11 protein-coding genes are annotated in these 14,764 nt (G+C 52.0%); 6 read left to right on the forward strand and 5 right to left on the reverse strand.

Annotation, left to right across the window (positions count from 1 at the left end):
* Positions 1 to 142: 142 nt before the first annotated feature.
* From dprA to FJ147_00570, 5 genes are all read left to right on the forward strand, one after another.
* Positions 143 to 1,285, forward strand: coding sequence for a DNA-protecting protein DprA (gene dprA / locus FJ147_00550; GenBank protein ID MBM4254366.1), 1,143 nt, complete (start codon positions 143 to 145; stop codon positions 1,283 to 1,285).
* Positions 1,286 to 1,290: 5 nt separating this feature from the next.
* Positions 1,291 to 3,603 (forward strand): type I DNA topoisomerase, encoded by a 2,313-nt coding sequence (topA, locus tag FJ147_00555; GenBank protein ID MBM4254367.1) that lies wholly within the window; start codon positions 1,291 to 1,293, stop codon positions 3,601 to 3,603.
* 84 nt (positions 3,604 to 3,687) lie between these two features.
* A complete protein-coding gene (trmFO, locus tag FJ147_00560; GenBank protein ID MBM4254368.1) occupies positions 3,688 to 5,052 on the forward strand; it encodes an FADH(2)-oxidizing methylenetetrahydrofolate--tRNA-(uracil(54)-C(5))-methyltransferase TrmFO in 1,365 nt (454 codons plus the stop codon).
* Between the two features lie 137 nt (positions 5,053 to 5,189).
* Positions 5,190 to 5,504 (forward strand): hypothetical protein, encoded by a 315-nt coding sequence (locus FJ147_00565; protein MBM4254369.1) that lies wholly within the window; start codon positions 5,190 to 5,192, stop codon positions 5,502 to 5,504.
* Between the two features lie 65 nt (positions 5,505 to 5,569).
* A complete protein-coding gene (locus tag FJ147_00570; GenBank protein MBM4254370.1) occupies positions 5,570 to 6,736 on the forward strand; it encodes an acyl-CoA dehydrogenase in 1,167 nt (388 codons plus the stop codon).
* A 371-nt stretch (positions 6,737 to 7,107) separates the two neighbouring features.
* Here the strand turns inward: FJ147_00570 and FJ147_00575 are convergent, their stop codons facing one another.
* Entirely contained in the window at positions 7,108 to 7,323 is a 216-nt protein-coding gene (locus FJ147_00575; GenBank protein ID MBM4254371.1) for a hypothetical protein, read from the reverse strand.
* Positions 7,324 to 7,610: 287 nt separating this feature from the next.
* On the opposite strand from FJ147_00575, the gene FJ147_00580 reads away from it, so the two are divergent.
* Positions 7,611 to 8,078 (forward strand): hypothetical protein, encoded by a 468-nt coding sequence (locus tag FJ147_00580; GenBank protein MBM4254372.1) that lies wholly within the window; start codon positions 7,611 to 7,613, stop codon positions 8,076 to 8,078.
* 115 nt (positions 8,079 to 8,193) lie between these two features.
* Here the strand turns inward: FJ147_00580 and FJ147_00585 are convergent, their stop codons facing one another.
* The 4 genes from FJ147_00585 to FJ147_00600 form a co-directional block, all read right to left on the reverse strand.
* Positions 8,194 to 9,069, reverse strand: coding sequence for a DUF4292 domain-containing protein (locus FJ147_00585; GenBank protein ID MBM4254373.1), 876 nt, complete (start codon positions 9,067 to 9,069; stop codon positions 8,194 to 8,196).
* Positions 9,070 to 9,145: 76 nt separating this feature from the next.
* Complete coding sequence (locus FJ147_00590; protein ID MBM4254374.1) at positions 9,146 to 10,927, reverse strand: tetratricopeptide repeat protein; 1,782 nt, start codon at positions 10,925 to 10,927, stop codon at positions 9,146 to 9,148.
* A gap of 32 nt (positions 10,928 to 10,959) precedes the next feature.
* On the reverse strand, positions 10,960 to 13,155 hold the full coding sequence (locus FJ147_00595; protein MBM4254375.1) for a hypothetical protein: 2,196 nt from the start codon (positions 13,153 to 13,155) through the stop codon (positions 10,960 to 10,962).
* A 419-nt stretch (positions 13,156 to 13,574) separates the two neighbouring features.
* Positions 13,575 to 14,708 (reverse strand): LLM class flavin-dependent oxidoreductase, encoded by a 1,134-nt coding sequence (locus tag FJ147_00600; GenBank protein ID MBM4254376.1) that lies wholly within the window; start codon positions 14,706 to 14,708, stop codon positions 13,575 to 13,577.
* Between the last annotated feature and the right edge of the window lie 56 nt (positions 14,709 to 14,764).

A 14,764-nucleotide genomic window follows, 5' to 3' on the forward strand; every position in this document is an offset into this window, starting at 1 on the left:
AGGTCAGGTCCACAGCTTTCAGGACAAGAGTACGAGAGTCAATAGATGGGAAAAACGAAGACACCAGCGTTTCTAGACACCCCACCACTTCATGCTTAAATAGAGGCGGGACTATTCCTCAGAAGAAAAGGCAACAGGCACGATGGGCGAAGGACTCGCAGGGAGAGATCTCTTGCAACAGTGGCGATATTGGCTTGCTCTTCGGTTGGTCCGTGGAGTAGGGAACGTCACATATCGCGAACTTCTTGAACGTTTTCAATCACCTGAAGTAATTTTGCGGACACCGGCTTCCGCACTGATCGATGCCGGCATTCACTCGACAGTTGCCCAGGCTATTGCCACCTTCGACCAATGGAAAACTGTTGATACCGAGCTGCAAAAACTTTCGCGGACCAACATACGGCTCGTAACCCGAGCCGATGATGCATATCCAATCAACTTGACCCATCTCCATGATCCTCCACCGTTCCCCTATATTGCTGGAGAACTGCTCCCAACCGATCGTTTAGCGATTGCAATTGTCGGATCACGATCTGCAAGCACTTATGGCAAAACAGTTGCCCGTGACTTGGCTCGTGGTTTGGTAGAAAAGGGTGTAACCGTCGTCAGTGGCTTAGCTCGTGGCATCGATGCCGAGGCACACCGTGCAACTCTCACCGTTGGCGGGAGAACATTCGCGGTATTGGGCTCGGGCGTTGATGTCATTTATCCCAGTGAACATCGAAGCCTCGCGCAGGAAGTGACAAAAAATGGAGCACTGATCTCCGAGTTTGCCCTGGGTAGTAAACCTGATGCCATGAATTTTCCTTATCGTAATCGGGTAATTAGCGGGCTGACGTTGGGGACGGTCGTAGTTGAAGCAGCGGAAAAGAGCGGATCACTGATCACAGCACGTTGCGCATTGGAACAAAATCGGGAAGTATTTGCGGTACCGGGAAGTGTGACGTCAGATCGCAGCCGGGGACCGCACCGGTTGATTAAGGAAGGAGCAAAGCTAGTTGAAGGGGTAGAAGATATTTTGTCTGAAATTGCGCCCTCGCTTGTTTCTACTCCTGCGGCTCCGGTGACTCCGCCGCTACAACTTGAACCGCACGAAAAACAATTGATAGACTTGTTGAGGGATGATTCACTACATGTCGATGTGTTGATTAGTAAAAGTGGCTTGGGGGCCGCACGCGTGCTTGAGATTCTCCTCGCGTTAGAGCTAAAGGGTGGAGTAACGCAACTACCGGGAATGCATTTTGCGCTTGCCGGTACGCTCTTCAGTACAAAACAGAAAAGGTAGTTGGGATGGCAAAGAATCTGGTGATCGTTGAATCTCCGGCCAAAGCCAAGACCCTTGGGAAATACTTGGGCCGGAACTATCAAGTGAAAGCGTCAGTCGGGCACGTCGTTGACTTACCCAAGAGTAAGCTTGGCGTCGATGTCGAAAAAGGATTTGCTGCCGAATATCAAGTCATCAAGGGCAAGTCGAAAATCATCGACGACCTGAAAAAGGCAGCAAAAGACAAAGAACACATATACCTTGCCTCGGATCCTGATCGTGAAGGTGAAGCAATCGCCTGGCATATCGCTGAGAAGCTCGACAAAAAAGGTAAAAAGATTCACCGAGTGCTGCTGAACGAAATCACCAAAAAAGCCGTTCAGGAAGCCATTCAGAACCCAACCGATCTCAATCGTGACCGTTACGAAGCTCAGGCGACTCGTCGCATTTTGGACCGCCTCGTTGGATACCAAATCAGTCCGTTATTGTGGAAGAAAGTGCGACGCGGGCTTTCCGCTGGGCGCGTTCAGTCAGTCGCTGTCCGCATCATCACAGAACGAGAGCGCGAGATTCAAGCCTTCGTACCAGAAGAATACTGGTCGATTATCGCTAACCTCGAAGGGAAGGACCCACCGCCATTTGAAGCACGACTCGCAAAAGTTGCCGATAAACGCGTTGATAATAAAACCTTCCGTATTGGCAATGAGGCTGAGGCCAAAGAGATTCTCGAACATCTCGATAAAGCCGACTGGATTGTCAACAAGGTCGAAAAGCGCGACCGGCGACGCAACCCTGCACCTCCGTTTATCACCTCCCGATTGCAACAGGAGGCATCACGCAAACTTGGCTATTCTCCCAGCCGCACGATGGGAATCGCGCAACGACTCTATATGGGCGTCGAACTCGGAGACCAAGGCTCAGTCGGTTTGATTACCTACATGCGGACCGATTCACCACGGATTGCGCCGGAAATGATGACAGCCGCCCGAGGCTACATCAACGAGACATATGGTGAACAGTACGTTCCAGAGAAGCCAAACACCTATCGTTCCTCTAAGAGTGCCCAGGAGGCCCATGAAGCCATTCGGCCAACGTCTTTAGAAAACACGCCAGAAAAAGTCGCACCGTACCTCAGCCGTGAAGAACTCAATTTGTATACATTGATCTGGAACCGTTTCATGGCTAGCCAGATGCCCCCTGCCCTGTTCGAGCAGACTAGCGCCGACATCGCAGCCAATGCTTGTACGTTCCGAGCCAGCGGACAAGTCATGCGCTTTGATGGGTTTCTGCGAGTGTACATGGAAGGCAGAGACGACAAAGCTGCCGATGACGACGATGACGACGAAAAGCAGCTTCCCCCTCTGAAGGAAGGGGACCGTCTACAATTATTGAAGCTGACGCCGAATCAGCATTTTACGCAGCCCCCGCCGCGCTTCACTCAAGCGACACTGATCAAAGAATTGGAAGAAAAAGGCATTGGACGACCGTCAACCTATGCCTCAATCGTGGGCACGATTATCAACAAGGATTATGTCGAAGAAGACGAACAACGTCGCTTGCGCCCTACAAACCTCGGGATGCTCGTCACTGACCTCCTGGTCGAATCCTTCCCTGACATCCTCAATGCTGAATTCACCGCTGGCATGGAAGAAGTCCTCGACAAGATCGAAGACGGCCAGGAGGACTGGAAGAAGGCGATGGAACGGTTCTATCAGCCGTTCTCGGCTGATCTCGAACGTGCCGAAAAAGAAATGCGTGACGTCAAAGGGACAGGGGAAATGACCGATATCGCCTGTCCAAAGTGTGAAGATGGCAAGATGGCGATTCGCTGGGGCCGCAATGGAGAATTCCTCGCCTGCTCCAATTATCCCGAGTGTAAATCGACGAGCAACTTCACTCGTGACGACCAGGGCAACGTCACTCCAACGAAGGAAGAAGAAGAAGCAACCAACGAAGTGTGCGAAAAATGCGGCAAACCTATGCAAGTGCGGTTTAGTCGTTACGGCAAATTCCTTGGTTGCTCTGGCTATCCGGAATGTAAGAACATCAAGAAAACTGGACAGGCTGCACCTATCTCTCTCGGAGTGACCTGTCCGGACTGCAATGAAGGCGACATCCAGCAAAAACGTTCACGACGAGGCAAGACCTTCTATAGTTGTAGTCGTTACCCCAAATGCGCATTTGCACTCTGGGATCGTCCGATTTCTGAACCCTGTCCGCAATGCCAGGCGCCCTTCATCGTCGAGAAAACCACCAAACGTACAGGTACCACTCGGCGCTGTTTCCGTGAAGAGTGCGATTATCAAGAGGTAGTAGAACCGATCGCGGAAGCAGGATAAGGACAGAGCTGAGAAAAAACGTGATGCGTAAAATGTAACCTCTCCCTCCTCTTTTTACGTTTTACGATTTACGTTTTACGGATTATGCAATCAGTTACTGTCATTGGCGCTGGCTTAGCTGGTAGTGAGGCCGCTTGGCAACTTGCTCGCCGCGGTGTTGCGGCACGCCTCTATGAGATGCGCCCAGTGCGGGCAACTGAAGCGCATCACACCGACAGTTTTGCCGAATTGGTGTGTTCTAATTCACTGCGCAGTGCCTCGCTCGATACCGCGATTGGCCTGTTGAAAGAGGAAATGCGCCGGTTAGATTCGCTGGTCATGGCGGCCGCAGATGTCGCGCGGGTCCCGGCAGGAAGCGCGTTGGCAGTCGATCGCACGATCTTCTCGCAGTATATCACCGAGGCGTTAAGCCAACATCCACAGATTGAGATTCGTCGCGAAGAAGTACGCACACTGCCCAGTGAGGTCACTATCGTTGCGAGCGGCCCATTAACTTCTCCTGCGCTCTCGTCCCAACTCCGAGATTTATTCGGCAGTGAGTATCTGTACTTCTACGATGCTATTGCACCCGTAGTTACAACTGAGTCGATTAACACTGCTGTGGCATTTCGTGCGTCACGCTATGATCACGGCGACGACTATTTTAACTGCCCGCTCACACGCGAAGAATATTATCATTTTATCGATCAACTGCTTGCCGCTGAAAAAGTCGCGGAAAAAGACTTTGAACGAGCGATCTATTTCGAAGGGTGTTTACCGATCGAGGAAATGGCTCGACGAGGGAAGGATACGCTTGCGTTTGGGCCGATGAAGCCTGTGGGGCTCACCGATCCTCGGACTGGTAACCGCCCCTACGCAGTCGTGCAACTACGGCAGGATGACCGCGCGGGAACATTATGGAATCTCGTCGGATTTCAAACCAAGATGACGTACCCAGAGCAACGGCGAGTGTTTCGTATGATTTCCGGTCTAGAGAAAGCCGAGTTTGTTCGCCTAGGAAGTCTTCATCGCAATACGTTTATCGATTCGCCACGATTGTTGTTACCAACCTTACAGTTTAAGGACCGTCACAACCTGTTCTTTGCCGGGCAGATGATCGGGGTCGAAGGATACCTGGAATCTGCGGCTGCCGGATTGTTGGCAGGACTGAACGCTGGACGACTTGTGCAAGGACTCCCGCTACGTACTGCGCCACCGACAACCGCTCTCGGTTCGCTGATCACCTATATTTCCAGTGATGAACGCCGCGATTTTCAACCGATGAATGCCAACTATGGGCTGTTTCCTCCACTCGAACGCCACATGCGTGGACGCGAGAAAAAAGCGGCATTGGCTGAGCGTGCCCTGCGCGACCTCACGATTTGGCAAACAACCTTGGCAAAAGATTCTCTGTCTGCAGTTCCTCCTCAGTCCGCAACCGCTAACCCACAATGGTCGAAGCCACTATGAGATACTGGACCACGCTTTTCGCGCTCTGTGCGCTGTTATCGAGCTGCACCTCAACGACCACCAGCTCTCGATCTCTTGACATCTTTGGCAAGGCTTATACCCCTGTCGTTCTTTCCCAAGAATGTAAAGGACTACAGGTGAAGTTCTCCTTTGAACGAAAGTCACAAACACTTGCGGCTTACTCGTTACACATTACCGATGAATTCGGACAACCATTGTCCAACATTACGCGCATTATTCTGGCGTTTACGCCACTCGATCAAAATGACGACAATACCGTCACACTTGTTGCGCACCAGAATTTTCAAGATGCGACATTGTATGCCCCCAAAAGTACCTATGCCCCGAATCCAGGCTTATGGAAGGTCGAGGCTTGTGGTCCGCCGCGACCGAGCGAACGACACTCTGTGTACGTTCACCTCAAATCTCTAATTGACAGCGTTGTTCCGTAGGCCTTTCTTTTCTGTTCCCAACCTTGGTAAAGTGCGGGCGATTTTCGCTTGCGAAGGAACCTATTATGGATTTTTCACTGCTCGAAGAACACCGCATGTTACAAGACACGGTCCGTCGCTTTGTCCGACAGGAACTCTTGCCACTTGAGCCTCTCGTGTTGCAACGTGACACCGAAGGGCATACCGGAGAAGATATCCTGCCGCAGGATGTTGAAGAGAAGCTGCTGGTCAAAGCTCAAGAGGCCGGGCTCTGGGGACTCGACGTGCCAGAGGAATTTGGCGGCCTGAACTTGAGCGCATTGCCCAAATGTCTGGCGAACGAAGAGTTACATAAGACCGTAACGCCATTCATCTTCCCGCCCGATGCCCCCAACTTGCACATGTTGATGCAAACCTGCACGCCGGAGCAGCGCGAACGTTATCTCATTCCGTATGCGCAGGGAACGAAGCGTTCGGCGATTGCCATCTCCGAACCAGGAGCTGGCTCTGACCCAGCAGGAATGCAAACCACTGCGGTCAAAAAAGGTGATCAGTGGGTCATCAATGGTCGTAAAATCTGGATCTCACGCGCCCATGTTGCAGACTTTATTATCGTCATGGCCGTGACCGACAAGGAGAAACGTGCACGAGGAGGGATCACCGCGTTTCTCGTCGACAAAGACACACCGGGATTGATTCTCCAACGCCAGATTCCGGTAATCGGTGGCCATGCTCCCTGGGAAATTGTCTTTGAAGATTTGACCCTGCCAGAATCTCAGATCCTTGGTCCCATCGGTCAGGGGTTCGCACCAATGCAACTGCGCTTGACCGTACGACGGTTAGAGATCGGCACCTGGTGTGTGGGTATGGCCCAGCGTGCGCTCGATATGATGATCGACTATGCCAAACAACGAGTGACTTTTGGCCAACGTCTCGCTGACCGACAAGCGGTGCAGTGGTTTATTGCCGACTCAGCAACTGACATCTATGCCTCGCGATTGATGACGCATCATGGAGCGTGGAAATTCGATCAAGGAGAAGACGTGCGCCAAGAAGCGTCGATGTTGAAGATTTTTGCGACCGAGATGGCGACCAGGGTTGTCGATCGTGCCATGCAGGTGCATGGGGGGATGGGAATGTCAAAGGATCTGCCGTTGGAGTTTATGTACCGTCGTCTACGACCGATGCGAATTTTTGAAGGGCCCACCGAGGTTCATCGCTGGGTGATCGCTCGTTCGCTGCTGAAAGACTAATGCTCGTCTTCACTCGCAGGAACTTTTACGCGAAGATTACGTTAAATGAGAGAGCTTTCTACGAAAGGGATACGTATGCAAAAAATCCTGCTGACCGTACTCGTCTTTGGAATACTCTCCACCACAGGCTGCACTGCGGCAAACTCGCAGAACGTCGCCCGGCAACAAGCGTCCACGTACTACGGTCGCTCCTATGAACAACTGACTCCCCAGGAAAAGATGCGCTTAGAAAACCACCTTTCCCGCCAAGACGCGGTGGCTTGGAACACAGGCGCGCATGTCGCGTCCGGTGTGGGACGCCTCCTACAAGGAGTCGGAGTGCTAATATGGAGCGTCAGGTAGAGATCGCGTACTGACTATTCAGCCCACCATTACGGGTGGGCTTCGTTCTCAGCCAGTATCTCGATTTCATGCGGAAAGACTGGGACAGTGAATCCCTGATCCCAATCTACCATGACAAGGGTCCGCCCAAGGTTCTCCATTTCATAACGGATCGTCCCCATCGCGGTTCTGACTAAGTCTCCCTCCACCGTCCGAACGAGTTGGTTTGTCCGGCACCGCCTCCCAGCTTTGCTCCGATCGATCATATAAACTCCTTTCTCGACCGTTGTTATATTTATACCACAGCAAATGACATACCAAAAGACCTCGTTTTGTTTCGAGAAAAAGCTCAATGAAATTGGAGTTTTTTTCGCCGCAGAGACGATGTTTTCCCAAGGGGCTAAAAAAATAGACAGCGGTGTCTCAATTTTTGACAGCGGGGAGACCTAATTTGTCTCATGCTAGAGTTGCATGAGAGGAATTGACGAACTATTGTAATGCCCTTCTCCTTGTTGCGTTCATAGTTGATCTTTATTGTAGGAGGGAGCCCATCATGAAAGCTGTTTGTGTCTGGCTATCGTTATTCTGTGGGTTACTCGCACTGAGTTGTGCAGGGAGAATCTATCCACCTATTGCGCTCACAAATCGGACCAACACCATTTATCCAGAGCCACGCCCAGAAAACTGCCGACTCACCATTTTGACCAGCCCGCCATCCGAGCCTCATGAATCTTTTGCGCACATCATTTCATACGCAGGCTCAGCAGAGATGGCCGAAAAGATGGAATCGCTTATCAAAGCCAAAGCGTGTGAGGAAGGCGCAGAGGCGATCATCCTTCTCCCATTGCAAAAAGTCGATCACGTCAACACTGACAGTATCTATCCCGACTGGGTGACAGTAGGACAATACAGTGATCAAGGTCAGCGGTTTCAACACTGGCAGGACAAACGGTATTCGGTTGCGCAACGAGCGATTGCGCTAGTGCGGAAACGTGAACCGGTAGCAGCGGAGAATAAGTAACGAGGAGTGAAAAATTCGCTCATGCCCGGAGCAAAACAGTCAGACACTTGACGATGAACCAAGGGTAACACAGCCAGGATCTTATCCTTGTACCTCTCAGTAGCGATCTTGCTCTTTACGGCTCTCGTCCTGTTACATCTAGATCCACTTCCTGCACCCCGGTAATTGAAGCAAGCGAAAATAAAGTATCCGCAAGTACCGGATTCATATCGACGCGTTCGTAGTAGATACCAACCTCTTGTCCACCTTGGAAATCAGTCAACACAATCTCAAAAGGGAACTCGTGTCCTTGCACGATGCGGTAATCGGCTAAGGACATCCGAGCAGACACCGTTCCGTCGCTGTTGAGAGTTTCCCAACGCAACAAGTGACGTTTCTTTGCATCGAACGTTAAGGTTTGACTGTTTCCCCCCTCGTCAGGCACTGAAAGAACATACCAGTCCCGATCGGCATCAAAGCGGACGTTGCTGTTCTCTTCTTGAGGTGTCGAGAGTGGTAGGCCGAACAACAAACTCGCAATATCACTGGCAGAGAGCATAATCCGGAGGAAACGCGCAGCGTTTTCTGCACTCGCAGCTCCACGATAGATCGTCTTTTCTTTGGGGAAATAGGCAGACAGTCGCTGGCCGTTCGTTGTCACCAAAGCGGCAATTCCGATCGGAGAAAAGAGTTCCACACGAGTGCGATCGGGAGCAACAACGGCAACGGCTTGTCGTGCCGTCCCCTTTTCCTCACGATCTTTGTAGGTCACTCGGGTTAAGCCTCGCAGGCTTGTCAATTGTTGTTGGCGCAAGCGTAACGGGGCAAGGAGCTGCGCTGCCGTTGGTATCCCTGAACCTGTAGGAGTTTCCCCTGACGTAACAGGTGGGGTCGAGGGAAGCGGTTGACGTGGGGCACAGCTGGTAACAATGGCGAATAGGAAGAAACAAGCGACAGTAAACGTCCGAAGTCCAGAGTCCGAAGTCCAGGGGCGGCGAGAGAAAAGCGGCATGAGATGTTAACGTGGCGTCGAACTTCCCACCCGTACCGAGTTCATCACGCGTGCAGCTCCTCGCCGGAACAGTCAGTTAGATTCCGTCACTGATGGCTTTTTTATCGCTCGCGATGGTATCGATTTTTCCTCGCAACCGTTGAGTTTGGCTTTCTTCTTTGGCGTGTGCGAGGGCTTCACGATATGCACGTGCAGCATCCATCGTGCGTCCGACTTTTTCGTACGCATCACCGAGATGCTCATTGACCGTTGGGTCCTGCCCCACAAGTTCAGCCGCCCGTTCTAACTGCTGGACAGCTTTGGCATACTCACCACGCTGGTAATACACCCACCCTAAGCTATCGATATAGAACCCGTCGTTAGGTTCTACCTGGAGTGCTTGGCGAATGAGTTTTTCCGCCTCATCGAGACGCACTCCTTGTTCAGCCCACGTATAGCCCAGATAGTTGAGGGCAGCCGCGTTTTTGGGATTCAACTTAATTGCCTGCTCCATATTGAGGATACAGTTCTGCTTATCCTTCGTTTCATCGTACACAGCACCCAGAGTGAAATAAAACTGATCGTTCTCTGGGTTCAACGAGATCATATTTTTCAGAATCTCAATTGCTTTCTCACGATCTCCCTTTTCTCGCTGGAGCGATGCCAAGAATCCCAAAAGATCAAGGTCATCTTTCTTCGCTGCAAGTGCTTTATCGGCTTCGCCGATTGCCTCATCCAATTTTCCCTGCCGTTGATACACATAACTGAGATACAGTCGTGCATCAGGGTAGTATTCCGATCCTGTAGCGATACGATTCAGTTCCGCAATCGCTTTGTCGTACTCTTTGCCTTCTGTGTAAACGACACCAAGAAAGTAACGTGCACGTTCATTGTCCGGCTGGGCGGCAAGGGCCAGGCTTAGTTCGGTCTCCGCCTTCTGATATTCCCCTTTCTCACGATAAATGAGGCCAATGCGGACTCTGGTTTCTTGCGGGTCGGCTTCAATTTTTTCGAGTTCGCGATACTGCAGCAGTGCATCATCTAATTTCTTCTGCCCCACGTAAAACCCACCGAGTCGTTTGCGCACTTGCGCGCTTTGTGGGTTTAACGACAGCGCCTTCTGGTAGATCTCCATGGCCTTTTCTGGCTTTTTCTGTAACTCGTAGACCAATGCCAGATCGAGCATGACCAGTTCTGACTGAGGATTCAGCTTGAGCGCTCTTTGGTAGTAGGACTCTGCTTTGTCAAATTGATTAGCGGCAGCATGCACCTGGCCTAGATAATACAAGCCTAGGATCGATCGCGGGTGCACATCCATCAATTTATTGAGAACGGCGATCGCTTTGTCAAATTTCCCTTGCTTGGCATAGAGAGTACCAAGATAGAGGTACGGCTCTTGGTTCCGTGGTGAACGTGCCAGGACAGCCTCGTACAACTTGGCAGCTTCCTCTTCTTGGTTCATGGAAGAGAGAAGTCCAGCCATTAGCAACTCAGCTTCAGCGTTGTTCGGGTCTTGTTCTCTCACCTTCCGACAATGCTCAAGCGCTTCCGCCAGCTTCCCTTTACGAACATAGAGTTTGGCAAGCTGTAAGCGCAGAAAGGTACTTGCCGGGTCATTAGTCACTGCTTGTTCAAATGCCGGAAGTGCAACTTCAGAATCCCCTCGATCAAGCGCGACTTTCCCCTTGAGAAAATTTCCCAGGGCGCGGTCGGCTGGGGAGAGAACGACAGGCTCACCAGGAATCTTGAAGACTGGAGGAGCGACAGGAGGAGGCGGGGGAGGAGGAGCCGGACGAAAGGCTGCACAGCCAGACACCGAAAGACCGACAAGGAAAGAAAAAACGACACGGCACATAACCGTGGCTGTCTTTACAAACATGGAGAAACCCTAGCACGTCGAGAAATGTACGGTCAATGTATGAAACTGGTTCGTAACCCACGAGGGAACACCACCACGACAGTACAAGGGACTTGATTGACGATTTGCTCGGTTCCTTGACTCAATATCGTTCCGGCGCGGCCCGAGCGACTCTCTACCCCCAAGACAACCAGGTCATAACTACCACTGCGAGCTTCCCGGAGAATCTCCTCAGTCGGGCGCGCCCCCTCAATCACTTTAGCTGCCAAGCGTAGTTCAGGTTTCACTCCTGTGGGGCGCATCTCCCACAGCATGGTGTCAGCCATCATTTTCAGGACATTTTCCTCAAGTCCGTCTTGTCTTCGGCGAAACCAGCGAAATCGCTGCGGTTCTGGGGACGGCAAGACATGCAACAACGTCACTTGCGCGCCGACGTCTTCGGCATACATAGCAGCGAATTCGACCGCAAGCTGTGAATAGACGTCGTCAGCCGTAGGCACAAGAATATGCTCGTAGCGTGGCTTTTCATCTCGTGCTTTAACAATAGCAACATGCGTTGGTGGGTCTTTTAAAATCTCGCCAAGAAACTCTCCCCCTAGCGGATTCTGATATCCAGACGCTCCCAACAGGATCAAGTCGTATCCACGCTGAGCCTCACGTCGGACCAGTTCCCCTTCTCGCATGCCATCCGCCGAAATGACACGTTTCTCAATCGTCACGCCAAAATCCTGAGCTATGCGTTGCAACGCAAAGAGCGGCTCTCCTTCAACAGACGGGGCCCTCTCTCGCCACCATCGTCGCAGGACGCCAAAGCTCTGCGACGGATCTTTTCCGACGAACAAGGTTGTGATTCGCGCTTCGGCATTCGTTGCCAGCGGTGCAGCCATACGCATGGCGGTCTGGGCATTGGGTCCACCGGCTGCTGGAAGCAGCACGCGAAGCGTACGCTTGTTAAAAATTCCCCGTTGGACCGTCGTGAGTCCCAGCCGTTCTTGTTCTTCACTGGAGAGAGGGATGTGTTGCAGTGCCCATTGCAACAAAGGCGGAGCCATAAACGACGTCACCATCGCCATCAACACAAGGCTGCTATAGACTTCTGGTCCAAGAATTCCCGCAGTCAGCCCAATCAACGCCACAATGAGTTCCATACCTCCGCGTGCATTCATGCCAATGCCGATCGAGAATGACTCCCACCACGGCAGGCGTCCTAACAACCCACCGAGGGTACAACCGATTAATTTCCCGGCGCAGGCAACTACAATAACGGCAACAATCAGGCCCCAATCGCTTAAGAGCGTGAGGTTCACCCGTAACCCGACAAAGGCAAAAAAGACCGGCGTAAATGCGCCATGTACGACACCAACTAACTTCTCCAGAGCATTGGCACGTACACGCGGAGATTGCGCCAACATCACGCCAGCAACAAAAGCGCCAAAAACCGCATGGATGCCGATGGCTTCGGTAATTGCTGAACAGATCAACGTAACCACCAACACCGCAGTGATATGGCCTTCCTCGACGAGTACCCGTTCATCAACCCACCGCATCAGGCGACGGACAAGGTGTACCCCAAACACAAGCGCCACAAGCACAAAAACTGCAGTACTCCCAACGGCAACAGCCACATCGCGAAAATCGAGAACACCTTTCGTGGTCATGCCAATCAGAGTTGACAAGATGAGCCATCCAGCGATGTCGTCAACGATGGCCGATCCCATAATAATCGCGCCGATATTGCGGCGCAGCATATTGAGGTCCATGAGAATCTTGGCAATCACCGGTACGGCAGAGATTGCCATCGCCGTTCCCATGAATAGATGAAAAACCACTCGCTGCTCTGGACGCGCAACCAGGCGGTCGGGGATCATGGTTCCGAGAATGTAACCAAGAGTGAAAGGCAGAAGAATACCGAAGAGTGAGGCAAGTGCTGCTGGTCGGCCAAGTTTGCGTAGAATGGTGATATCGGTTTCAAGTCCAGTCAGCAGCAGCAGGAAAATCATGCCCAGCCAGGAGATCAATTCGAGCAGTTGATATTGCAACGCATCACGGGGAAAGAGCGCGAGAGAAACCTCGGGGAGCAGCCACCCCAACAAGGAAGGGCCAAGAACGATCCCAGCCAATAACTCACCAAAGACGGGTGGCTGGCCATAGCGCTTCATCATCTCACCGAACAAACGAGCGCTAGCCAACAATACAGCGAACTGCACAAGGAACAGAAAGATCTGATGCGCACTAATCGGAGCAATCATGCTAGAGCGATTCCCACCTCGCCCTCCACCTTACACGGATGGGATACGCAATCAAAAGCCCCGTCATAAATTGTCTTGTCACATTCCGGCGGGTCACATCTGTCCCATGATTCACATCGTGGGCTGAAATATATCGTCATGCTCCACGGTTAACACCGTGGGCTATAATCTGCCGCCTCTCCGAGGCTCATGAAGAAGTGACAATTCACCAACGAGCCCCGTTAGGGGCGACATAATGCAGCCCATAGCGTGAGCTATGGGGAATCGGCAAATGACACGATCGTCATTCTCGCCAACGCCCCCACGGTTAACACCGTGGGCTGTATAATGTCGCCCTTCCAGGGCTCAACGAACCTCGCTAGGGGTGACACAATACAGCCCACAGCGTGAGCTGTGGGTAACTGTGGGGAACCGTGAGATTATTTCCCAGCCCGCACCGGTGCCGATGCGTTGACATCCACCGCAGTGCGACGTGGTTGCGGCGATGGTTTCCAACTCTTAATTTCTGGCCCGACTTCTTTGGCGAACAACTTCATGCAGGCTTCAACTTGGTCGTACGGAATACTCTGGTAGCTGAAAGCACCGTTAACTTCAAAGTCACCAATCAGTTCACGGCGCTTGCGCAGCTTGGCAATAATCATGTCCGGGGTGCCCCACAGGTTGGCACTGAGAAAATCTTCAACTACTGCGTCTTGCCCTGCAGCCTTCATTGCCTCTGACGCTTTGGCATAATGTTGGTATGAATTGCCAGTACCAGAGAAATGGTCACCGAGCATTTCGTAATGTTCCATGACACTGAAGTAGTAGCCAACGATCTTTTCGCGCGCGACTTCTTCAGCTTTCTTCTTATCTGTGTAACAGGAGACGAAATCGGCAATGTGAATCGGTGGTGCTTCCTCACCATTATTCTTCTGGCGATATTCTTCGCGATACGCCCAGATGACGTCCGCGACTTTTTCCCACGACATCTGCGAAAACAACATCGCGCCAAGACCGAGTGACGCCGCAACCGAGAATGACTCAGGCGACATGCACACCATGTAACGACGACCTTTGAAGCTCTTGATCGGGCGTGGGCGCACTTCAATGCGGCTCTGGGGATAGTATTTGCCGTTCCCTTCAACAAAGCCAGTTTCCAAGCCTTTCACGATCATCTCAGAGGCCTCGTTAAAACGATCACGGGCTTCGGACATCTCGACACCCATGCCTCGATACTCACGACGGGCGAGGCCGCGCCCCAATCCCAGAACAGCACGACCATCAGATAGATGATCCAACAAAACCATTTTCTCGACCACGCGCATTGGATTGTTCCACGGCACGATAATGGCACCAGTCGCCAGTTCCATGCGCTCGGTCCGTGCCGCGATGTAGCTCAGATACTGCATGTTGTCCGGGCAAATTGAGTAATCAAAGAAGTGATGTTCCACTGGCCACAGAATGTCGTAGCCCCAGCCTTCTGCTTCAATCGCTAGACGCAGCTCGTGCTTATACATCTCGCGGTCGGAGTAATCCTTGTGATTCTGGATAACCATCTGAATGCCAACTCTCATGTCGATTCCTTTCGTGTCACTCCGCGCGAGGCTTTAGCAGGATACCAGGCGGGAGC

This window comes from Deltaproteobacteria bacterium (genome assembly GCA_016874775.1).
Classification (GTDB): Bacteria; Desulfobacterota; Binatia; order Bin18; family Bin18; genus VGTJ01.